This is a genomic window from Glycomyces artemisiae (genome assembly GCF_003002955.1).
Classification (GTDB): Bacteria; Actinomycetota; Actinomycetes; order Mycobacteriales; family Micromonosporaceae; genus Glycomyces; species Glycomyces artemisiae.
In genome coordinates, this window is record NZ_PVTJ01000001.1 from 774435 (window position 1) to 794093 (window position 19659).

Sequence of the window (19659 nt, forward strand, 5' to 3'; positions counted from 1 at the left end):
CCGGGCCCGCCCGGCCCCGCGCACCGAACCCCCAAGGAGACTGCGATGACGACCGCCCTCGCGGCCGACCGCGAACCACCCCTCGCGCGCGGGCCCGGCCGCCTGCGGCGCCTGCGCCGGGACGCCGTGCGCTACCGCTGGCTGTTCCTGCTCATGCTCCCCGGACTCGTGTACTTCGCCCTGTTCCGGTTCTGGCCCATGTACGGGGCGCGGATCGCGTTCAAGAACTACATCCCGTTCCTCGGCATCGACGGCAGCGAATGGGTCGGCTTCGCCCACTTCCAGGCGTTCCTGTCGAACCCCGACTTCCCGCGGCTGCTCGTCAACACCCTCGTCATCGCCGCGCTCAGCCTGCTCATCGCGTTCCCGCTCACGATCGTGCTGGCGCTGCTGCTCAACGAGCTGCGGCTCCAGATCCTCAAGCGCACCGTGCAGACCCTCGTCTACATCCCGCACTTCCTGTCGTGGACCGTCGTCGTGTCGATCACCGCGCTGCTGTTCGCGATCGACACCGGACCCCTGTGGACGTTCTTCGCGGGCCTGTTCGGGACCGACGCGAACATGCTCGCCGACCCCGACTGGTTCCGGCCGCTCGTGCTCATGCAGATGGTCTGGAAGGACACCGGCTGGGGCACGATCATCTTCCTCGCCGCGCTCGCGGGCGTCGACCAGGAGCAGTACGAGGCCGCGATCATCGACGGCGCGGGCCGCTGGCAGCGCGTCCGCCACATCACGATCCCCTCGATCCTCCCCACGATCACGGTCCTGCTGATCCTGCACACCGGCCAGATCCTCAACACCGGCTTCGAGCAGATCTACCTGATGTCGAACTCGCTCAACCGGACCGTGGCCGACGTGTTCGACACGTACGTCTACTTCGCGGGCATCGAGCAGGGCGCCTACAGCTACTCCACGGCCGTGGGCCTGTTCAAGGCCATCGTCGGGCTGGTGCTCATCTTCGGCACCAACTGGCTCGCCAAGCGCTTCAACCAGCAGGGGATCTTCTGATGTCCACGACGCACAAGCGGTTCAACACCCGGGCCGGCCGCGCCTTCGACGTCCTCAACGTCGCGATGCTCACCGGCGTCGGCCTGCTCGCGATCCTGCCGTTCCTGTACGTGCTCGCCGGGTCGCTCGCCACCGAGCTGGAGATCACCACCCGGCCGTTCTTCCTGTGGCCGAACGAGTTCACGACCGCCTCGTACGCGTCGATCCTGTCCTCCGACGTGTTCGTGCGCGCCTTCGCGACCACCGTGGCCGTCACCTTCGTCGGCACGCTCGTCCAGCTCGGCCTGACCGCGCTCATGGCGTACCCGCTCGCCAAGCCCGACCTCCCCGGGCGCCGCACCGTCCTCGCCCTGGTCGTGTTCACGATGGTCTTCAGCGCCGGGATGATCCCGACGTTCCTGGTCGTCAAGGACCTCGGCCTGCTCGACACCTACTGGGCGCTCATCCTGCCGCTGGCGATCAACCCGTTCAGCCTCATCATCATCAAGAACTTCTTCCAGCAGCTCCCGCGCGAGCTCGAAGAGTCCGCGAAGATCGACGGCGCCAACGAGCTCCAGGTGCTGTGGCACGTGATCCTCCCGCTGTCGAAGCCGGTCCTGGCGACGTTCGCGCTGTTCTACGCCGTCGGCATCTGGAACGACTACCTCTCGCCCCTGCTGTACCTGAGCGACACGAGCAAGTGGACGCTCCAGATGATCCTGCGGCAGGTCACCGCCGCGGCCTCGCTCTCGGCCGACGAGATGGCGACCGACGTGCCGCCCCCCGCCCAGGGGATCAAGTTCGCGGTGGTGATCATCGCGACCATCCCGGTGCTCCTGGCGTACCCGTTCCTCCAGAAGCACTTCGCCAAAGGCATGCTCATAGGAAGTGTGAAGGGCTGATGACGATCCACCTCGCCGGCGACTCCACCGTCGCCCCCACCGACGGCGGCGCCGCCTCCGGGCGCCCCGACCTGCCGCTCCTGGGCTGGGGCGACGAGCTCCAGCGGTTCACCGCCGAACCGGTGCAGAACCACGCCAAAGGCGGCGCGACCACCGAGTCCTTCCGCGAGGAGGGGCGCTGGGACGCGCTCGCCGCCGCACTCGAACCCGGCGACACCGTCGTGATCCAGTTCGGGCACAACGACCAGAAGGAGCCCGAGACCCTGGCCGCCGACGGCGGCTACCGCGACCGCCTCGCCGCCTTCGTCGCCGAGACCCGCGCCGCCGGGGCCCGCCCGGTCCTCGCCACCAGCGTCGAGCGCCGCATGTTCCACGAAGGGGCCCTGCGCCACTCGCACGGCCCGTACCCCGCCGCGGTGCGCGCCCTCGGCAAGGAGCTCGACGTGCCGGTCGTCGACCTGACGGCGTTCACGCGCTGGCTCTACACCTGGCTCGGCGAGGACGAGTCGGCCGCGCTGTTCGTCCACGGCGCGGCCGCCGACCTGCGCGTCGAAGTCGACGAGCAGCTCCGGGGCGACAACACCCACTACACGACCGCCGGAGCCGCCGCGGTCGCCCGCTTCGTCGCCGAGCACCTGCACGCCCTCGACGGCGTCGGCGACGACCAGGAGCCGCTGGGGAAGTGGCTGGTCCGGCCGTGACCTACCGCAACCCGCTCGCCGAGGCGGCCGACCTCGACGGCTGGACCGCCGAGGGCCCCGCCGGGACCGCGCACGCCGACGGCGGCCTGGTCCTCTCCAGCACCGCCGACGAGGCGGCCCTGGCCGCGGCCGGGCGCGGCGACCACGCCCACTTCACGCTCTGGTGCCCCGAGGTCTTCCCCGCCGACATCGCGATCGAATGGGACTTCAGACCCCTTGCGGGCGAAGGACTCGCGATGCTGTTCTTCGCCGCGGCCGGCACCGGCGGCCGCGACCTGTTCGATCCGGCGCTCGCGCCGCGCACCGGCTACTACCCGCAGTACCACTCGGGCGACGTCTCCGCCCTGCACGTGTCCTACCTGCGCCGCAAGTGGCCGGCCGAGCGCCGCTTCCGCACCTGCAACCTCCGCAAGAGCCCCGGCTTCCGCCTCGTCGCCCAAGGCGCCGACCCGCTGCCCGGCCCCGAGGACGCCGACGGCCACTACCGCGTCCGCGTCGCCAAGCGCGGCCCGGAGGTGACCTTCGCGATCGACGGCCTGACGCTCTTCACGTTCCGCGACCCCGAACCGCTCGGCGCGGGCCGCATCGGCTTCCGCCAGATGGCCCCGCTCGTCTCCCACTACCGCGACCTTGAGGTGACCGCCCTGTGACCACTGTGGATGTGCCCCTGCGCTGGCTCGACGACGCCGCGCCCGACCTCGCGCTCGCGGGCGTCACCTGCGGCGTCCCGCTCGCCCCCGGCGCCGTCGCCGACCCCGCTGAACTGTCCGTAGTGGACGACACCGGGACCCCGGTGCCCGCCCAGACGTGGCGGCTCGCCGCCTGGCCCGACGGCAGCGTCAAATGGGCCGGGATCGCGCTCGGCGCGGGCGAGCCCGCGGACGGCTACCGGGTCGTGCGCGGCCCCGGCCCCGCACCGGCCGTGCGGGTCCACGTCGCGGAGACCGCCGACGCCGTCGCGGTCGACACGGGCGCCGCCCGCATCACCTTGTCCCGCACCGGCACCGACCTGGTCCGCTCGATCCGCATCGGCGACGCCGAGGTCGCCGCCTCGGGCCGCCTCGTCTCCAGCCGCCAGGACCGCCCCGAACCCGACGTCCCCGGCCGCGCGCACGCCACCGGGCACGTCACCGCCTGCGAAGTGGAGCAGGACGGGCCGCTGCGCGCCGTCGTCCGCGTCACCGGCGTCCATCGCGAGGACTCGGGCCGCGCATGGCTCCCGTTCACCGTGCGGCTCGTGTTCGCCGCCGGGGCCGCGACGTTCCGGATCGTCCACTCCTTCACCTGGGACGGCGACCCCGAGCGGGACTTCCTCTCCTCGCTCGGCCTGCGGTTCACCGTGCCGCTGCGCGCGGACCTCCACGACCGCCACGTGCGCCTCGCGGGCGCCGGCGGCGGCTTCCTGCGCGAGGCCGTGCGCGGCCTCACCGGCCTGCGCCGCGACCCCGGCGCCGAGGTCCGCGCCGCCCAGCTCGACGGCCGCCCCGTCCCGGACCCGTCCTCCTGGGACCGCGACGTGGAACCCCTGTCGCGCTGGATCCCCGCCTGGGCCGACTACACGCTGCGCCAGCCGAACGCGAACGGCTACACGATCCGCAAGCGCACCGCCGCCGACCGGCCCTGGATCGACGCCGCCCAGGGCACCCGCGCCGACGGGCTCGCCTACGTCGGCGACACCGCGGGCGGACTCGCCCTGGGCCTCACCGGGTTCTGGCAGTCCCACCCCACCGGCCTCGACGTCCGCGCCGCGGACACGGACGCCGCGACGCTGACCCTCTGGCTCTGGTCGCCCGACGCCGAGCCCATGGACCTGCGCTTCTACCACGACGGCCTCGGCCAGGACACCTACGCCGACCAGCTCGACGCGCTTGAGATCACCTACGAGGACTACGAGCCCGGCTTCGGCACCGCCCACGGCATCGCCCGCACCCACGAGCTCACCGTGACCCCGTACGCCGCCACGCCGCCCGTCGCCGAACTCGCCCGCCTCGCCCGCGGCACAGCCCTGCGCCCCCAGCTCGCGGCCGCGCCCGAAGCCCTCCAAGGGTTCCTCGGCGACTGGGACCTGCCCGACCGCGCCGACCCGAAGCGCGCCGCCCTCGAAGACCGGCTCGACTTCCTCCTGGACTTCTACATCGGACAGGTCGATCAGCGGTCCTGGTACGGGTTCTGGAACTTCGGCGACGTCATGCACGCCTACGACGCCGACCGCCACACCTGGCGCTACGACGTCGGCGGCTACGCCTGGGACAACTCCGAGCTCTCCCCGGACCTGTGGCTGTGGACCTCGTTCCTGCGCACCGGCCGCGCCGACGTCTTCCGCCTCGCCGAGCGCATGACCCGCCACACCGGCGACGTCGACGTCTACCACGCCGGCCCCTGGCGGGGCCTCGGGACGCGGCACAACGTGCAGCACTGGGGGTGCAGCGCCAAGCAGGTCCGCATCTCGACGCCCGCGTACCGCCGCGTCCACTACCTGCTCACCGGCGACGAGCACACCCGCGACCGCATGCTGGAGCAGCGCGACTCCGACGCGACGTTCCTCGCCCTCGACCCGACCCGCAAAGTGCGCGCCGACGCCGCGACCTACCGGCCCGAGCGCGGCGCGCTCGCGGTCGGCCTCGGCACCGACTGGAGCGCGCTCGCGGCGACCTGGCTGGCGGACTGGGAGATCACCGGGAACGAGCGGTCCCGCGACCGCCTCGTCGGCACGATGCGCGACATCGGATCGCTCCCGAAGGGCTTCTTCACCGGCGAGGCCCTGTACGACCTCGACAAGGGCCGCTTCGACACCGCGCGCGACCGCGTCGCCCTCTCGCACCTCTCCGCCGTGTTCGGCCTGGTCGAGGTGTGCAGCGAACTGGTGTCCCTCATCGACGCCGGGCTGGTCGACGCCCCCGGGTTCAAGGACGCCTGGCTCCAGTACTGCCGCCTCTACCTCGCCGACCCCGAGGCCCAGCGCGCCGAGCTCGGCACCGCCCCCGCGGGCGTCCACCTGGAGCAGGCCCACTCGCGCCTCACCGCGTACGCGGCGCACCGGCTCGGCGACGACGAGCTCGCCGACCGGGCCTGGCGCGCCTACTTCGCGGGCGGCGAGTTCATGGGGGAGGACGCGTTCCGCACCGTGCGGATCCTCCCGCCGGAGGTCCTCGCCCCAGTGGACGAGGCGCGCACGCTCTCCACCAACGACGCCGCCCAGTGCGGCCTGGCGACCATCCAGAACCTCGCCCTCATCGGGCACCGCCTGCGCTGACCCGGGCACGCGGAAGGCCCCGGATCGCTCCGGGGCCTTCCGCGGTCTCGCTGTATTTACTCGGTCTCGGTCTCGGCGTCCGTCGCCTCGGCCTCGATCTCGACCGGCGCGCCCGCGACGGGGATGCGCTGAGCCGTCGGGGCGGGCTTGACCGCACCGGCGACGCGCACCGTCAGGATGCCGTCGGCGACGCCGGCGGTCAGCTGCTCGGCCGTGGTGCCCTCCGGGAGCGTGAACTCGCGGCGGAACGAGCCGGCCGACAGGCCGCGCACCAGGTACCGGTCGCCCTCGGCGGACTCGCGGGCCTTGCGCTCGGCCGTGATCGACAGGCGGCGGCCTTCGAGCTCGACCGTGACGTCCTCGGCGCTGACGCCCGGGACCGCGGCGCGGACGACCAGGTCCTCGCCCTCGGTGTAGACGTCGGCGCGCAGGGAGTACTGCACGGCGCCGCGGCCGAAGCCGAGGCGCACGAGGCGCTCGAACTCGCGGTCGAACTGACGGAACGCCGCGTAAGGGTGCTGGTAGCGAACGATCATGGTGGTCTCCTCAGGTCTCGTCATTAGCACTCTCGGGTGTTGAGTGCTAACGGTCTATACGACGCCCGCGCCCCGCCGAATATTTCAGCCGTGACCGGCGTCACGGGACCCGCGGCGTCCCTCCTGGACCCGAGGAGTTCTTCAAAAAGCGCCCGACCTGCGACGACGCGCTCCTAGACTGACGTCGTTTCCGACCGAACGGGGGTGCGGTCCGCGATGACTCGAACCGGCACGGGAAGCCGCGCCGCCGCGGCCCTGACCGCGGCGGCGCTGGCCGCCGCCGCACTCCTCGGACCCGCCGCCGCCGCGCAGGCCACCCCGCCGATCGTCCTCTCCGGCGCGATCACCGACCAGGTCGACGCCCTCGGCGACCGCACCGCCGACGTCGAGGACGCCATCGACGGCCTGAAGTCCTCCACCGGCATCGGCATGTACGTCGCCTACATCGACAGCTTCGACTCGTACTCCCCGCAGACCTGGGCCGACACCACCGCCGTCGACTCCGGGCTCGGCTCCGACGACATCCTCCTCGCCGTCGCCACCGGCGACCGCCGCTACACCTGGTCCGTCGACTCGGCGTTCCCCCTCTCCGATGCACAGCTCAACGAGGTCGCCTCCAGCCTCATCGCCCCCGCCCTCCAGGACGAGGACTGGGCCCGGGCCGCCGTCGACGCCGCCGCCGGATACCAGGCCGCCGCTGACGGCGACGACGTCTCCAGCGCCGGCTCCGCTTCCGGCGCCAACGTCCTCGGCATCGTCCTGTGCCTCCTCGTCGTCGCCGCGATCGTCATCGCCGCCGTCGTCTGGACGCGCCGCCGCCGCAAAGGCGCACCCGCCGCCTCCAAGGGCGGCAAGCCCGTCGACCAGCGCACCACCGAAGACCTCAACAGCGAGGCCAACCGGCTCCTCGTCGAGACCGACGACGCCATCCGCACCAGCGAGCAGGAGCTCGGCTTCGCCGTCGCCGAATTCGGCGACGAGGCCACCGGCGGCTTCACCCAGACCCTCGCCGGCGCCAAGGAGCAGCTCTCCGAGTCGTTCCGCATCCGCCAGCTCCTCGACGACGACAAGCCCGAGACCGAGGACGAGCGCCGCCGCATGCTCGCCGACATCATCGACCGCCTCACCAAGGCCAACGGCGACCTCGACGCCGTCGCCGGGGACTTCGACGCCCTCCGCGACCTCGGCCGCCGCGCCCCCGAAGCCATCGCCGCCCTCAAGGAGCGCGCCGCGCGCATCGACCTCGACGCGGCCCGGACCGCGCTGGCCGCCATGGGGACCGCGTACCCCGCGACCGCCGCCGCCACCGTCCGCGAGTTCCCCGACAACGCCGCCGACCGGCTCCGCTTCGCGCAGGAGCAGCTCGCCGACGCCGAAGCCGCGGTCGCCGCCGACGACGGCGGGAAGGCCGCCGTCCTCGTCCGCGCCGCAGAGGAGGCCGTGGGCCAGGCCGAGCAGATGGCCCAGGCCGTGGTCCGCCGCGGCACCGAGCTCGACACCGCCGCGTCCCAGCTCCCCGGCGTCCTCGCCGAAGCCGAGCAGGACGCCGCCGACGCCGAGCGCCTCGCCGGCACCGAAGGGGGCCAAGCCGTCGCCGCGAAGGCCGCGAACCTCAAGGCCGTCATCGCCGAGGTCAAGGCCCAGACCGGCCCGGTCGACCCGCTCGCCGCCACCGGCCGCGTCGAGCAGGCCTCCCTCGACCTGGAGAACGAGGTCCGCGCCCTCCAAGGGGCCGTGCAGAACGCGCAGAAGGCCCGCGCGCAGCTCCAGCAGATGCTCCTGAGCGCGCAGAGCACCGCCGCGGCCGTCGAGGACTACGTGACGACCAACCGCGGCGCCGTCGGCCCCGAGGCCCGCACCCGCCTCAACGAGGCGAAGCAGCAGCTCGCCCAGGCCCGCGCGCTCGCCGACACCGACCCGGTGCAGGCCCTCGCGCTGGCGCAGCGCGCCGACCAGCTCGCGAACGCCGCCGCGCAGCTCGCACGGCAGGACGTCGAGGGCTACCTGGCGCCGTCGAACCCGAACAAGGGGTCGAACCCGATGGGAGGCAACGCGGGCGCGATGCTCGGCGGCATCCTCCTGGGCCAGATCCTCGGCGGTGGCGGCGGGCGCGGCGGCGGCTTCGGCGGAGGCGGCTTCAGCGGGGGCGGTTTCGGCGGGGGAGGCGGCGGCCACCGCCGCGGGCCCGGGTCGTTCGGCGGGTCGGGCACCCGCGGGAGGCGAGGGGGTGGCGGCCGGTTCTGACTTCCGGGCCGCTGGCCCGTCTTCCGCAAGCACTGTGAACAAGGAGTGGACATGTCGAAGAAGCAGTCGATCTTCGGGAGGATCTCGCAGCTCGTCAAGGCGAACATCAACGACGCCATCGACAACGCCGAGGACCCCGCCAAGATGCTCGCCCAGATCGAGCGCGACTACAAGAACAGCATCGTGGACGCCGAGAACGCCATCGCCGAGACCATCGGGAACCTGCGCTTGATGGAGGACGACTACGCGGCCGACCAGAAGGCCGCCGACGAGTGGGGCGCGAAGGCCAAGAACGCCAGCCAGAAGGCCGACCAGCTGCGCGCGGACGGGAACGCGGCCGAGGCCGACAAGTTCGACAACCTCGCGAAGGTCGCCCTCGGCAAGCAGATCGCCGTCGAGAAGGAGATGTCCGAAGAGGCGCCGATCATCAAGAGCCAGCAGGAGGTCGTGGACAAGCTCAAGACCGGCCTGGGCCAGATGAAGGACAAACTCAACGAGCTCCAGGCCAAGCGGACCAGCCTCTCGGCCCGCGCCAAGACCGCCGAGGCGCAGCAGAAGGTCAACGAGGCCATCGGCAGCATCGACGTCATGGACCCGCTCAGCGAGGTGAGCCGCTTCGAGGACAAGGTCCGCCGGGAGGAGGCCAAGGTCCGCGGCCACCAGGAGCTCGCGATGTCCTCGCTCGACAGCCAGTTCGAGGCCCTCGACAGCGTGAGCGACGACGCCGACATCGAAGCGCGCCTCGCGGCCCTCAAAGCGGGCTGACCGCAGACGGCCCGACGGCCCCGGAGCGCGGTGCTCCGGGGCCGTTCGGCGCCGTGGGAACGGTGTTGCGCAGGCGCGGCGGCGCGGCGAGAATGGCGCCATGTCTGAAGTCGCCATCCGCCCCCGCCTCGACCGCGCCGACGCCGAAGCCCTCGTCCGCGGCGCGCTCGGCGCCGACTTGGCGTTCACCGCGCACGAGGAGTTCAAGGACGGCTTCTTCAACGCCGCCCACGCCCTCGACCTGGCCGACGGCCGCCGCCTCGTGGTCAAGGTCGCGCCCGACAAGGGCCTGAAGCTGCTGCGCTACGAGGTCGACCTCATGGCGACCGAGATCGAGTGCTTCGAGCGCGGCCTGGCCGCGGGCGCGCCCATGCCGCGCCTGTGGCACGCCGACCCCGACGCCGGAATCCTCGTCATCGACCGCCTCGACGGCGTACCGCTCTACAAGGTCCGCGGCGACATCCCCACCGATCGACTCTTGGCCCTGCGCAAGGAGATCGGCGCCCAGGCCGCCCGCTTCGCCAGCGTCACCGGCGAGCACTTCGGCTACCCCCGCGCGAGCGGGCGCACCATGAGCAGCACCTGGTCGGAGTCCTTCCTCGCGATGGTGAACGACGTCCTCGACGACATCGAGGAGCAGGGCACGGCGCTCCCGCGCCCCGTCGCCGCCATCCGCGCGTTCCTCGAAGGCGAGCGCGGACTCCTCGACGAGGTGACCCGGCCCGCGCTCGTCCACTTCGACCTGTGGGACGGCAACATCTTCGTGCGCCGGGGCGGGGACGACTGGGAGTTCGAGGCGTTCATCGACGGCGAGCGCGCGTTCTACGGCGACCCGGTCGCCGAGCTCGTGTCGCTCCAGATGGTCCCGGAGGAGGAGTTCCCCTCGGCCGTCGAGGGCTTCCTGGGCCGCCCGATGACCGCGGGGGAGGAGCGGCGGCTCGCGCTCTACCGCACGTACATCATGCTCATCCTGGTCGCCGAGTGCAAAGTCCGCGGGTTCGACGCCGAGCAGGAGGCGAACCAGAAGAAGTGGGCCACTGAGACCCTGGAGAAGGACTTCACCGCGTTCGGCCTCTAGTGGTCGTGGTCGTGGTCGTCCGGGTCGGTGCGCGCCGCCGCCTTCTCCTTGGTAGCGCGCGCTAGCCCGAACGGCGGCATGTTGAAGTAGGAGGTCTCGTAGGCCCCCGCGGGGACCTGGTACAGCTCGTGCCACAGGCCGACGTCGCCGTTGTCCTTCACGTTGCGGTTGAACCACTTCCAGAAGCCGCGGTGCAGGCGCTCCTGCGAGTGCGCGTACTCCTCCAGGTGGTCGCCGCTGCGCCAGTACTGGACGACCATGACGACCCGGCCGCTGAGCGCGAACCGCGAGTCGAGGAGCCCCAGCTCGGGGTCGGACGCCAGCTCCCGCAGGATCTTCCGGAGCGCGATGAGGACCGGCAGCCACCGGCCGACCTTCCACAGGCGGTTGATCCGCATGCCGCCGGTGAAGACCACGAGGTCCTCGCCGTAGTCGACCACGACGCGTCCGGGCCTGACCTTCGCCACGTGAGGACCTCCAAGGGGTGAGCGGTAGTTAGCCTCCCCTAACAGGTTAACGAAGCGTGTTCGCGACGCGTCAAGCGGTCGCATCCGCGACTCGCGTCACTCGCGTTGCGCGCCAAGCTATCCAGGCCAGCTCCACTGTGCGACCTCGGGAAGGTCCTCGCCGTGCTCGCGCGTGTACTCGCGGGCGGCGTGCCGCGCGTCGACCATCCGCTGCCGCAGGCCCGCCGCGTTCGGGCCCAGGCCCGGGACCCGGTCGATCACGTCCATGACGAGCCGGAACCGGTCGAGGTCGTTGAGCATGACCATGTCGAACGGCGTGGTCGTCGTGCCCTCCTCCTTGTACCCGCGCACGTGGATGTTGTCGTGGTTGGTGCGCCGGTACGTGAGCCGGTGGATGAGCATCGGGTAGCCGTGGAACGCGAACAGCACCGGCCGGTCGGCGGTGAAGATCGTGTCGAACTGGCGGTCGCCCAGGCCGTGCGGGTGCTCCGTGTCCGGCTGGAGCCGCATCAGGTCGACCACGTTCACCACCCGGACCTTCAAGTCCGGCAGGTGGACTCGGAGCAGGTCGGCGGCGGCCAGCACCTCCAGGGTCGGCACGTCCCCGGCGCATGCGAGGACCACGTCGGGCTCGCGCCCCGCATCGGTCGACGCCCACTCCCAGATGCCGAGGCCCCGTTCGCAGTGGCGCACCGCCTCCTCCATGCTCGTGTACTGGAGCGCGGGCTGCTTCCCGGCGACCACCACGTTCACGTACTGTCGGCTGCGGAGGCAGTGGTCCATCGTGGACAGCAGTGTGTTCGCGTCCGGCGGCAAGTACACCCGCACGATGTCGGCCTTCTTGTTCATCACGTGGTCGATGAACCCCGGGTCCTGGTGCGAGAACCCGTTGTGGTCCTGGCGCCACACGTGGCTCGACAAGAGGTAGTTCAGCGACGCGATCGGCCGCCGCCACGGGATGTCCCCGGAGGAGTCCAGCCATTTCGCATGCTGGTTGAACATCGAGTCGACGATGTGGATGAACGCCTCGTAGCTCGTGAACAGGCCGTGCCGACCCGTGAGGAGGTACCCCTCCAGCCAGCCCTCGCACAGGTGCTCCGACAGCGCCTCCATGACCCGCCCGTGCGGCGCCTGGTGCTCGTCGGTCGGCAGGATCTCCGCCTGCCACTGCCGGTCCGTCGTCTCGAACACCGCGCCGAGCCGGTTCGACTCGACCTCGTCGGGCCCGAACAGCCGGAACCGGTCCGGATTCCCCGACATGACGTCGCGCAGCCACGCCCCCAGCACCCGCGTCGCCTCCGCGACGGTGCGCCCGTGCCCCTCGATCGCGACCCCGTAGTCCCGGTAGTCCGGCAGCACCAGGTCCCGCAGCACCAGGCCCCCGTTCGCGTGCGGGTTCGCGCTCATCCGCGCCTCGCCCTCCGGCGGCAGCCCCAGCAGCTCCGGCACCGGCGCGCCCGTCGCGTCGAACAGGTCCTCCGGCCGGTACGAGCGCATCCACTCCTCAAGCATCGCAAGGTGATCCGCATTCGTGCGCACCGCCGACAGCGGCACCTGGTGCGCCCGCCACGTCCCCTCGACCGGCACGCCGTCCACCTCGGACGGACCCGTCCAGCCCTTCGGTGTGCGCAGTACGATCATCGGCCACCGCGGTCGCACCGGCGTGCCGTTCGCCTGTGACCTCGCGTCCGCGCGGATCTCCGCGATCCGGTCGAAGCACGCGTCGAGCGTCCCCGCCAACTGCTGGTGCACGTCCGCCGGATCGTCCCCGTCCACCAGGAACGGCTCGTACCCCGCGCCCCGGAAGAAGCTCGCACGGTCCTCGTCGGAGATCCGCGCGAACACCGTCTGGTTCGCGATCTTGTACCCGTTCAGATGCAGGATCGGCAGCACCGTTCCGTCCGACACCGGATTCAGGAACACGTTCGAGAACCACGACCCCGCCAGCGGCCCCGTCTCCGCCTCGCCGTCGCCCACCACGCACGCCACCGTCAGCCCCGGGTTGTCGAACGCCGCCCCGTACGCGTGCGACAGCGCGTACCCCAGCTCCCCGCCCTCGTGGATCGAGCCCGGCACCTCCGCCGCCACATGCGACGGGATCCCGCCCGGGAACGAGAACTGCCGGAACAGCCGCCGCATCCCCTCCTCGGAGTGGTTCACCGACGGGTACAGCTCCGGGTACGTCCCCTCCAGCCACGTGTTCGCCACCATCGCCGGACCCCCGTGCCCCGGCCCGCACACGTAGATCATGTCCAGGCCCCGCGCCTTGATGCACCGGTTCAGATGCGCGTAGATCAGGCTCAGCCCCGGGCTCGTGCCCCAGTGGCCCAGCAGCCGCGGCTTGACGTGCTCAGGCTTGAGCGGCTCGCGCAGCAGCGGATTGTCGAGCAGGTAGATCTGCCCCACCGTCAGATAGTTCGCGGCCCGCCAGTAGGCGTCGACGAGCGCCAGCTCCTCTTCGGAAAGCGGCGCGCTGGAACGGTCGGTCTTCGCGGTGTCCATGCGTCAGAGCGTGCCCCATAACGCGCGCACTGACCGCGATTCGCAAGAATAATTCGCGCTCGGCCCGGTCCCGGTCCTTCAGCAGCCGCTCCACCGCCGCCAGCCGCCCCTTCACCTCGATCAGCGCCGCCCGGACCTCCGTCGCGTCCACGCTCGCCTTCTCCGCGAGGTCCCGGTACTGGTCCGCCCGCTCCTCCGCCGCCCGCGACTTCGCCGCAGACGCCGCGAACGCGATCCCCGTGATGATGATCGCCGTCACGAGCAGGGACATCCCGAAGACGAACAGCATCCCCGACTGGCCCATGTTCATAGCGTGCTCCCATCCTCCGACGCCTCCCCGAAAGTGTAAGGCCCCGCGCCGTCGCACCCGCGGGGCACAATCACAGGCATGCTCGCCGACCACCTGCCCGTCTTCAACATCCGCCTGCGCACAGAACGCCTCGAACTGCGCCTGCCCGACCTCGACGACCTCGCCGACCTCGCCGACCGCGCCGCCGAAGGCGTCCACGACCCTCCTTCCAGCCCTTCGAGAACGCCTGGACCGAAGCCGAACCCCGCGAGCGCGCCCGCACCGCCCTCCTGTGGAACCTCCGCCTCCTCGCCGGCCTCGACCCCGACCGCTGGAGCCTCCCCTTCGTCGCCGTCCACGACGGCCGCGTCATCGGCAAGCAGGACCTCGCCGCCAAGCAGTACAACCTCACCCGCGAAGCCACCACCGCCTCCTGGCTCGGCCGGGCCCACCACGGCCGCGGACTCGGCACCGAGATGCGCGCCGCCGTCCTCGCCCTCCTCTTCGACGGCCTCGACGCCGAATGGGCCCTCAGCGACTCCCTCGACGGCAACGGCCCCTCCGAGGGCGTCTCCCGCAAACTCGGCTACCAAGCCGACGGCATCGACCACCAGGTCTACAAGGACCGGCGCGTCACCAGCCGCCGCTGGCGCCTCACCCGCGCCGACTGGGAGGCCCACCGCACCCACGAGGTCGCCGTCGAAGGACTCGACCGCGACGCCAAAGCCATGCTCGGCGCCGCATAACTCGATTGCGGGACCGGTCGCGCCCCGCGAGAATCGAGCCATGCTCGCCGACTACCTGCCGGTCTACAAGATCCGGCTCCGCACCGAACGGCTCGAACTGCGCCTGCCCGACTTCGACGACCTCGCCGCGCTGGCCGACCGCGCCGCCGAGGGCGTCCACGACCCGGACTTCATGCCGTTCCTGATGCCGTGGACGGACGCCGAGCCGCTCCAGCGGGGCCGCGGGACGATCCAGTGGCAGCTGCGGGTCATCGCCGAGCTGACCCCCGAGAAGTGGACCCTGCCGTTCGTCGTCGTCCACGACGGCCAGGTCGTCGGCACCCAGGAAGTGAAGGGAAACCAGATCACCCTGACCCGCGAGGCGTCCACCGGCTCGTGGCTCGGCCTGGCCCACCACGGGCAGGGCATCGGCACGGAGATGCGCGCGGCGGTCCTGGAGTTCATCTTCACCGGCCTCGGCGCCGAGTACGCCACGAGCGCCTCGCTCGACGGCAACGGCCCGTCCTCGGGCGTCTCGCGCAAGCTCGGCTACAAGGCCGACGGCATCGAGCACCACGTGGTGCGCGGCGTGCGCCGCCAGGACAACCGCTGGCGCCTCTCACGCGCGGACTGGGAGGCGCACCGCAAGCACGAGGTGCGCATCGAGGGGTTCGGCGAGGAGGCCCGCGCGATGCTCGGGCTGGCCGCCGCGGAAGCGTGATCTGAGCCCCAATCGGCGCCAAGGCCCCATGAAGTCCGATTGAACCGTGCGCTACAGTATGGTCGTTCGCAAGTCAAGGCTTGTGGAATGCGGACGTAGCGCAGTTGGTAGCGCGACACCTTGCCAAGGTGTAGGTCGCCGGTTCGATCCCGGTCGTCCGCTCTGAAGTGAAGGCCCGGTCGGATGACCGGGCCTTTCGCGTGCCCGGGGACCGGGGTCGGTTCGGGGCGGACGTAGCGCAGTTGGCTGTGCCGTTGCAGCGCTTCGCGCTGGTGCGACACCTTGCCAAGGTGTAGGTCGCCGGTTCGATCCCGGTCGTCCGCTCAGATGAGAAGGGGCCTCCCGAACGGGAGGCCCCTTTGCTCATGCCTTGGCGTCCTTCGGAATCCAGCGGACCCCCATCTCCTGGTCCTCGACCGCGCGCCCGGGGAGCGGGTCGCCGCCGGGGGCCCGGAGGGCCTGGAGCGGCAGTTCGAGGCTGCGGAGGCGCAGCTCGGTGGTCCGCTCCTTGTCGCCGATGCGGATCGACGCGAGCGACTCGGTGATCATGATGAGGTCGCCGATCCGCGCGTCGGACCGGAGCACGCCCGCGCCGTGGAGCTTCTCCATGAGCACGTGGTTGAGCCGGTCGCCCTCGATCGCGGCCTTGAACATCTCCTCGGAGGGCGTGAAGGTCCCGGCGAGCTTGACGGTGATCGACGCGGTGTCGGCCGCGACGACGGCTCTCATGAAGGCGCAGAACGCGTCCCACGGGTCCCCGTCGTCGTCGATGGCTTCCTGGACGAGCTCCATGTGCCGGTCCAGGCCGTCGCTGCACAGCTTGCGGAGCAGGTCCTCCTTGCTGGGGTAGCGCCGGTACAGCGCGCTGATGCCGACCCCGGCGCGCTTGGCGACCTCCGCGATCGGCGCGGCCGGGTCGTCGACGAACACCTCGTGGGCGGCTTCGAGGATGAGCTTGTCGTTGCGGGCGGCCTGCGCCTTGCGCCCGCTGAGCGGCTTGTCGGTCATGGCACGCATCCTATCCGGAACAGAGCGGTTCATTCTGGTACGCCTTCGCCGGCCGCACCCGAAGGCACGACCGGCGGAGGGGGCTCATTGCGTTCAGTGCTCGGCCTTCGCCTGCTTCGGCAGGCCGAACGCGACGAGGAACGCCACCAGCGTGAGCAGGACCGTCAGGCCCGCCACCGCCTGGGCCGCGTCCATCGACTCGGCCGCGCCGGAGCCGATCGCGAAGCGGCTGAAGAACACCGTCCCGAGCCCGGCGACGCCCAGCGCCGACGCGCCCTGCTGGAAGGACTCCAGGAGGCCCGACGCGGAGCCGACCTCGTGGTCCTCCAGGTCGCCGGTGATGATCCCGAAGAGCGGCACGAAGATCATGCCCATGCCGATCCCGAAGACGCCGAGCGCCGGGGACAGCGCCCAGGTGCCGGGCGCGGCGGCGGCGCCGAACTGGAGCCAGACCACGGTCAGGCCGACCGCCATCACCGCGAGGCCGAGGTGCAGGACGCCGCGGCCGAGCTTCGGCGCGAGGGCCGCGGAGGAGCCGGAGCCGATGAACGCGCCGACCGCCCACGCGGCCATCGCCAGGCTCGCCTGGAGCGGGCCGAAGCCGAGGCCGAGCTGGAGGAACAGGCCGACGGCGAGCGAGAACCCGGTGACCGCGCCGAAGAAGACCACGACGAAGGCGATGCCGGAGGTGTAGGACCGCTTCTTGAAGACGCTCAGCTCGACCAGCGCGGTGCGGCCGGAGCGGGCGCGGCGGGCCTGGGTCCAGGCGAACAGGCCCAGGACCGGGACGGAGGCGACGAGCATCGCGATCGACCAGGCCGGCCAGCCGAGTTCGCGGCCCTCGACGAGCGGCACGAGCAGCAGGCACATCCCGGCGCCCGCGATGAGCGCGCCGCCGAGGTCGAGCTTGAGGCCCTTGACCGCGGGAGCGCCCGCGGGCAGGACCTTCGCGCCGAGGACGATCGCGGCGAGGCCGAGCGGGAGGTTGATGAGGAAGATCGAGCGCCAGCCCGTGCCGAGCAGGTCGGCGTCGACGAGGACCCCGGCGACGACGGGTCCGGCGATCGAGGCGAGCCCGATCGCGGGGCCGAACAGCGCGTAGGCCTTGCCCATGTCGCGGCCGAACATGTCGCGGATGAGCCCGAAGCACTGCGGCACCATGACCGCGGCGAAGACGCCCTGGACGACGCGGGCGGCGAGGAGCAGCCCGATCGAGTCGGCCAGGCCGCACGCGAGCGAGGCGGCGAGGAAGCCGGCCAGGCCGATCATGAGGACCCGCTTGCGGCCGAACATGTCCCCGAGGCGCCCGCCGGTGAGCAGGCCGACCGCGAGGGCGAGGGTGTAGCCCGCCGAGAGCCACTGGATCGTGGCGGCGGTGCCGCCGAGGTCGCCGCGGATCGCGGGGGCCGCGACGTTGACGATCGAGGCGTCGAGCAGGTTGAGGAGGGTCGCGGAGAGGATGGCGACGAGGCCGAGCCAGCGGCGGGGGAAGGTCCGCGGGGGCGCGGCGTCCGCCGCCGCGGCGGGGGTCGGGGTTTCGACGATGGCGGTCACGGGTGCCTCCGGTTGATCCGAGTTCTTTGGAACGGAACGCTTGATTCCACTATAGCAGAGCGGAATGATCTGTTCCAATAGCGGGGCCGAAAAAATCCCGCAGCGATGTCGCTGCGGGCTCGGGCTGCTGGAACGCCGGGGCCTAGGTCTCCTGCCCCGCGTTCAGGTAGCCGAAGATGATGATCATCGCGACCGCGACGATCACCAGCCAGAGCGTCGCCTTGCGGAACTTGTGGCGCGCGCCGGGGGAGAACCACATGACCGCCGCGATGATGAGCAGGACCCCGACGACCACGCCGGGAGCGGCGCCCAGATTATCTTCCATCTACAGACCAATCGCATCAGAGGTGACCAGGGGACTGTTGTACCGGTCGCCCGTTCCATCATCCCGACCGGGGCCCGGCCGGTCAACCCGAACGGCTCACCACTCGCATGTGGTCCCTTCGGCGTTGCGGCTGTGGTACGACAGCGTGACCTGGTCGGCGTAGTCGACCGTGGAGCCCGCGGACGGGAACTGCTGGACCACGGTGCAGTGGGCGGGCTCCGGGGTGATCGCGTAGTAGCCGACGTCGGCGACGACGTTGCTGAACCCAAGGCCCTCAAGGTAGTCGCGGGCGTCGAACGTGGTCCGGCCGGTCACGTCGGGCAGCTCGGTGGTCCCGGACTTCGGCTCGTCGGCCTCTTCCTCCTGGGTCTCCTCGCCGCCGGTCTCGCCCGAGCCTCCTTCGGAGCCGCCGCCATCGGTGCCGCCGCCGCTCTCGGTCTCCTGCGCCGCAGGGGACTCCGTGGCGGACTCGGACGCCTCCGGGTCCGGCGAGGCCGACGTCTCCACGGCCCCGGTCGTGTTCGCAGCGGCCTCCACCGTGGACTCGTCCGCGCCGCCCTGCGGGCCGTCGCCGGTCCACGGGCTCCACGCCACGACCCCGAACACCGCCGCCGCGAGCACCACCGCGACAGCCACCAGCGCGAGGCGCCGCCGCGGCCGCCGTTCGGTCTCCTCGACGGGAACGCCCGGCTCCACCGACGGCGGCACCGTGATCTCCCCGGTCGCCGCCGAGCGGCATGCGGCGGCGAACGCCGCGCCGGACTCCCAGCGCTCCTCCGGGGCCTTCCGCAGCGACCGCGAGACCACCGCCGCGATCTGCGGCGGGACCGTGTCCGGCAGCGCGGGCGGCTCCTCGTAGAGGTGACTGTGGATGACCGCCATCGGATCGCGCGCCGGGAACGGCGGCGTCCCCGTCAGGCACTCGTACGCGACCGCGCCGAGCGAGTACAGGTCGGACTTCCCGGTGACGTCCTGGTTCCGCAGCCGCTCGGGCGACACGTAAGGAACCGTGCCGAGCACTTCCTTCGAGTCGGTCAGCCGCGAGCGGTCCACGAGCAGCGAGATCCCGAAGTCCACCACCCGGACCCGCCCGTCGGCGTCGATGAGGAGGTTCGCGGGCTTGACGTCCCGGTGGACCACGCCGCGCCGGTGGGCCTCGCCGAGCGCGTCGGCGGCCTCGGCGACGATCCGCATCGTCCGCTCCGGGTCCAGCCGCTCCTCGCGGGCGAGCAGCCGCGCCAGCGAGACGCCGTCGACCAGCTCCATCGCGAGGAAGTGGACGGTGCGGTCCCCGTCGAGCTCCTCGCCGTACTCGTAGACCTGGACGTAGCCCGGGCCCTTGAGGCTCGCGAGGGTCTTCGCCTCCCGCTCGAAGCGCTCCCCGGCGCCGTCGAGGCCGGGCAGGAGGATCTTGACGGCGACGTCGCGGTCGAGCTGCTCGTCCCGGGCCCGCCAGACCGCGCCCATGGCGCCCGAGTCGATGAGCCGGTCGAGCCGGTACCGGCCTGCGAGAAGGGTTCCCGATTCCACGGGAACCAGTCTGACGGCCGCTTGCCACGCGGCAGGTCCGGGGTCCCCGTTCGGGTCCATCCGGCCCGAAAT

The 19659-nt window shown here is 71.7% G+C and carries 18 protein-coding genes and 2 tRNA genes; 12 read left to right on the forward strand and 8 right to left on the reverse strand.

Going from position 1 to position 19659, the window contains the following annotated elements; translation table 11 throughout:
- Positions 1–45: 45 nt before the first annotated feature.
- The 5 genes from B0I28_RS03680 to B0I28_RS03700 are packed head-to-tail and all read left to right on the forward strand — an operon-like array spanning position 46 to position 5843.
- Complete coding sequence (locus B0I28_RS03680) at positions 46–1008, forward strand: ABC transporter permease (protein WP_106362426.1); 963 nt, start codon at positions 46–48, stop codon at positions 1006–1008.
- On the forward strand, positions 1008–1889 hold the full coding sequence (locus B0I28_RS03685; RefSeq protein WP_106362427.1) for a carbohydrate ABC transporter permease: 882 nt from the start codon (positions 1008–1010) through the stop codon (positions 1887–1889). Before B0I28_RS03680 ends, B0I28_RS03685 begins: the two co-directional genes overlap by 1 nt.
- Positions 1889–2590, forward strand: a complete 702-nt coding sequence (locus B0I28_RS03690; protein ID WP_106362428.1) for a rhamnogalacturonan acetylesterase — start codon at positions 1889–1891, stop codon at positions 2588–2590. Before B0I28_RS03685 ends, B0I28_RS03690 begins: the two co-directional genes overlap by 1 nt.
- A complete protein-coding gene (locus tag B0I28_RS03695) occupies positions 2572–3240 on the forward strand; it encodes a DUF1961 family protein (protein ID WP_219926525.1) in 669 nt (222 codons plus the stop codon). Before B0I28_RS03690 ends, B0I28_RS03695 begins: the two co-directional genes overlap by 19 nt.
- Positions 3237–5843, forward strand: a complete 2607-nt coding sequence (locus B0I28_RS03700) for an exo-rhamnogalacturonan lyase family protein (RefSeq protein WP_219926526.1) — start codon at positions 3237–3239, stop codon at positions 5841–5843. Before B0I28_RS03695 ends, B0I28_RS03700 begins: the two co-directional genes overlap by 4 nt.
- 56 nt (positions 5844–5899) lie before the next feature.
- Here B0I28_RS03700 and B0I28_RS03705 read toward each other — a convergent pair whose 3' ends face one another.
- Positions 5900–6379: an Hsp20/alpha crystallin family protein gene (locus tag B0I28_RS03705; RefSeq protein ID WP_181245624.1), complete on the reverse strand. Its 480-nt coding sequence runs from the start codon at positions 6377–6379 to the stop codon at positions 5900–5902.
- A gap of 216 nt (positions 6380–6595) precedes the next feature.
- Here B0I28_RS03705 and B0I28_RS03710 point away from each other — a divergent pair, with 216 nt between their 5' ends.
- From B0I28_RS03710 to B0I28_RS03720, 3 genes are all read left to right on the forward strand, one after another.
- Entirely contained in the window at positions 6596–8623 is a 2028-nt protein-coding gene (locus B0I28_RS03710; protein WP_106362630.1) for a TPM domain-containing protein, read from the forward strand.
- 51 nt (positions 8624–8674) lie between these two features.
- Positions 8675–9388, forward strand: coding sequence for a PspA/IM30 family protein (locus tag B0I28_RS03715; protein ID WP_106362431.1), 714 nt, complete (start codon positions 8675–8677; stop codon positions 9386–9388).
- 100 nt (positions 9389–9488) lie between these two features.
- On the forward strand, positions 9489–10466 hold the full coding sequence (locus B0I28_RS03720; RefSeq protein ID WP_106362432.1) for a phosphotransferase family protein: 978 nt from the start codon (positions 9489–9491) through the stop codon (positions 10464–10466).
- Here B0I28_RS03720 and B0I28_RS03725 read toward each other — a convergent pair.
- The 3 genes from B0I28_RS03725 to B0I28_RS27770 all read right to left on the reverse strand — a co-directional run bounded on the left by B0I28_RS03725 (position 10463) and on the right by B0I28_RS27770 (position 13943).
- The gene (locus B0I28_RS03725; RefSeq protein WP_219926527.1) at positions 10463–10933 is read right to left on the reverse strand and encodes a DUF4188 domain-containing protein; all 471 of its coding nucleotides are present in this window, start codon (positions 10931–10933) and stop codon (positions 10463–10465) included. The two genes, B0I28_RS03720 and B0I28_RS03725, sit on opposite strands and share 4 nt — an antisense overlap.
- A 117-nt stretch (positions 10934–11050) precedes the next feature.
- On the reverse strand, positions 11051–13384 hold the full coding sequence (locus tag B0I28_RS03730) for a phosphoketolase family protein (RefSeq protein ID WP_245888875.1): 2334 nt from the start codon (positions 13382–13384) through the stop codon (positions 11051–11053).
- Positions 13284–13943 carry a hypothetical protein gene (locus B0I28_RS27770; RefSeq protein WP_245888864.1) on the reverse strand — a complete coding sequence of 220 codons (660 nt, stop codon included), beginning with the start codon at positions 13941–13943 and terminating at the stop codon, positions 13284–13286. Before B0I28_RS27770 ends, B0I28_RS03730 begins: the two co-directional genes overlap by 101 nt.
- Before the next feature lie 152 nt (positions 13944–14095).
- On the opposite strand from B0I28_RS27770, the gene B0I28_RS27775 reads away from it, so the two are divergent.
- The 4 genes from B0I28_RS27775 (at position 14096) to B0I28_RS03750 (ending at position 15494) form a co-directional block, all read left to right on the forward strand.
- Complete coding sequence (locus B0I28_RS27775) at positions 14096–14470, forward strand: GNAT family N-acetyltransferase (RefSeq protein ID WP_245888876.1); 375 nt, start codon at positions 14096–14098, stop codon at positions 14468–14470.
- A gap of 40 nt (positions 14471–14510) precedes the next feature.
- Positions 14511–15170: a GNAT family N-acetyltransferase gene (locus tag B0I28_RS03740; RefSeq protein ID WP_106362435.1), complete on the forward strand. Its 660-nt coding sequence runs from the start codon at positions 14511–14513 to the stop codon at positions 15168–15170.
- An 89-nt stretch (positions 15171–15259) separates the two neighbouring features.
- Positions 15260–15332: transfer RNA gene (locus B0I28_RS03745), tRNA-Gly, on the forward strand.
- A 65-nt stretch (positions 15333–15397) separates the two neighbouring features.
- Positions 15398–15494: transfer RNA gene (locus B0I28_RS03750), tRNA-Gly, on the forward strand.
- A 39-nt stretch (positions 15495–15533) separates the two neighbouring features.
- Here the strand turns inward: B0I28_RS03750 and B0I28_RS03755 are convergent.
- The 4 genes from B0I28_RS03755 to B0I28_RS03765 form a co-directional block, all read right to left on the reverse strand.
- The gene (locus B0I28_RS03755) at positions 15534–16178 is read right to left on the reverse strand and encodes a TetR/AcrR family transcriptional regulator (protein WP_219926528.1); all 645 of its coding nucleotides are present in this window, start codon (positions 16176–16178) and stop codon (positions 15534–15536) included.
- 93 nt (positions 16179–16271) lie between these two features.
- Positions 16272–17732, reverse strand: coding sequence for an MFS transporter (locus tag B0I28_RS03760; RefSeq protein ID WP_219926529.1), 1461 nt, complete (start codon positions 17730–17732; stop codon positions 16272–16274).
- Between the two features lie 142 nt (positions 17733–17874).
- Positions 17875–18057 (reverse strand): hypothetical protein, encoded by a 183-nt coding sequence (locus B0I28_RS26795; protein WP_146147958.1) that lies wholly within the window; start codon positions 18055–18057, stop codon positions 17875–17877.
- 96 nt (positions 18058–18153) lie between these two features.
- On the reverse strand, positions 18154–19587 hold the full coding sequence (locus B0I28_RS03765) for a serine/threonine protein kinase (RefSeq protein WP_181245625.1): 1434 nt from the start codon (positions 19585–19587) through the stop codon (positions 18154–18156).
- Between the last annotated feature and the right edge of the window lie 72 nt (positions 19588–19659).

Coding starts and splice junctions, on each gene's coding strand:
- B0I28_RS03680 (WP_106362426.1), top strand. CDS start 46: ATGACGACCGCCCTCGCGGCCGACCGCGAACCACCCCTCGCGCGCGGG.
- B0I28_RS03685 (WP_106362427.1), top strand. CDS start 1,008: ATGTCCACGACGCACAAGCGGTTCAACACCCGGGCCGGCCGCGCCTTC.
- B0I28_RS03690 (WP_106362428.1), top strand. CDS start 1,889: ATGACGATCCACCTCGCCGGCGACTCCACCGTCGCCCCCACCGACGGC.
- B0I28_RS03705 (WP_181245624.1), bottom strand. CDS start 6,379: ATGATCGTTCGCTACCAGCACCCTTACGCGGCGTTCCGTCAGTTCGAC.
- B0I28_RS03710 (WP_106362630.1), top strand. CDS start 6,596: ATGACTCGAACCGGCACGGGAAGCCGCGCCGCCGCGGCCCTGACCGCG.
- B0I28_RS03715 (WP_106362431.1), top strand. CDS start 8,675: ATGTCGAAGAAGCAGTCGATCTTCGGGAGGATCTCGCAGCTCGTCAAG.
- B0I28_RS03720 (WP_106362432.1), top strand. CDS start 9,489: ATGTCTGAAGTCGCCATCCGCCCCCGCCTCGACCGCGCCGACGCCGAA.
- B0I28_RS03740 (WP_106362435.1), top strand. CDS start 14,511: ATGCTCGCCGACTACCTGCCGGTCTACAAGATCCGGCTCCGCACCGAA.
- B0I28_RS03755 (WP_219926528.1), bottom strand. CDS start 16,178: ATGACCGACAAGCCGCTCAGCGGGCGCAAGGCGCAGGCCGCCCGCAAC.
- B0I28_RS26795 (WP_146147958.1), bottom strand. CDS start 18,057: ATGGAAGATAATCTGGGCGCCGCTCCCGGCGTGGTCGTCGGGGTCCTG.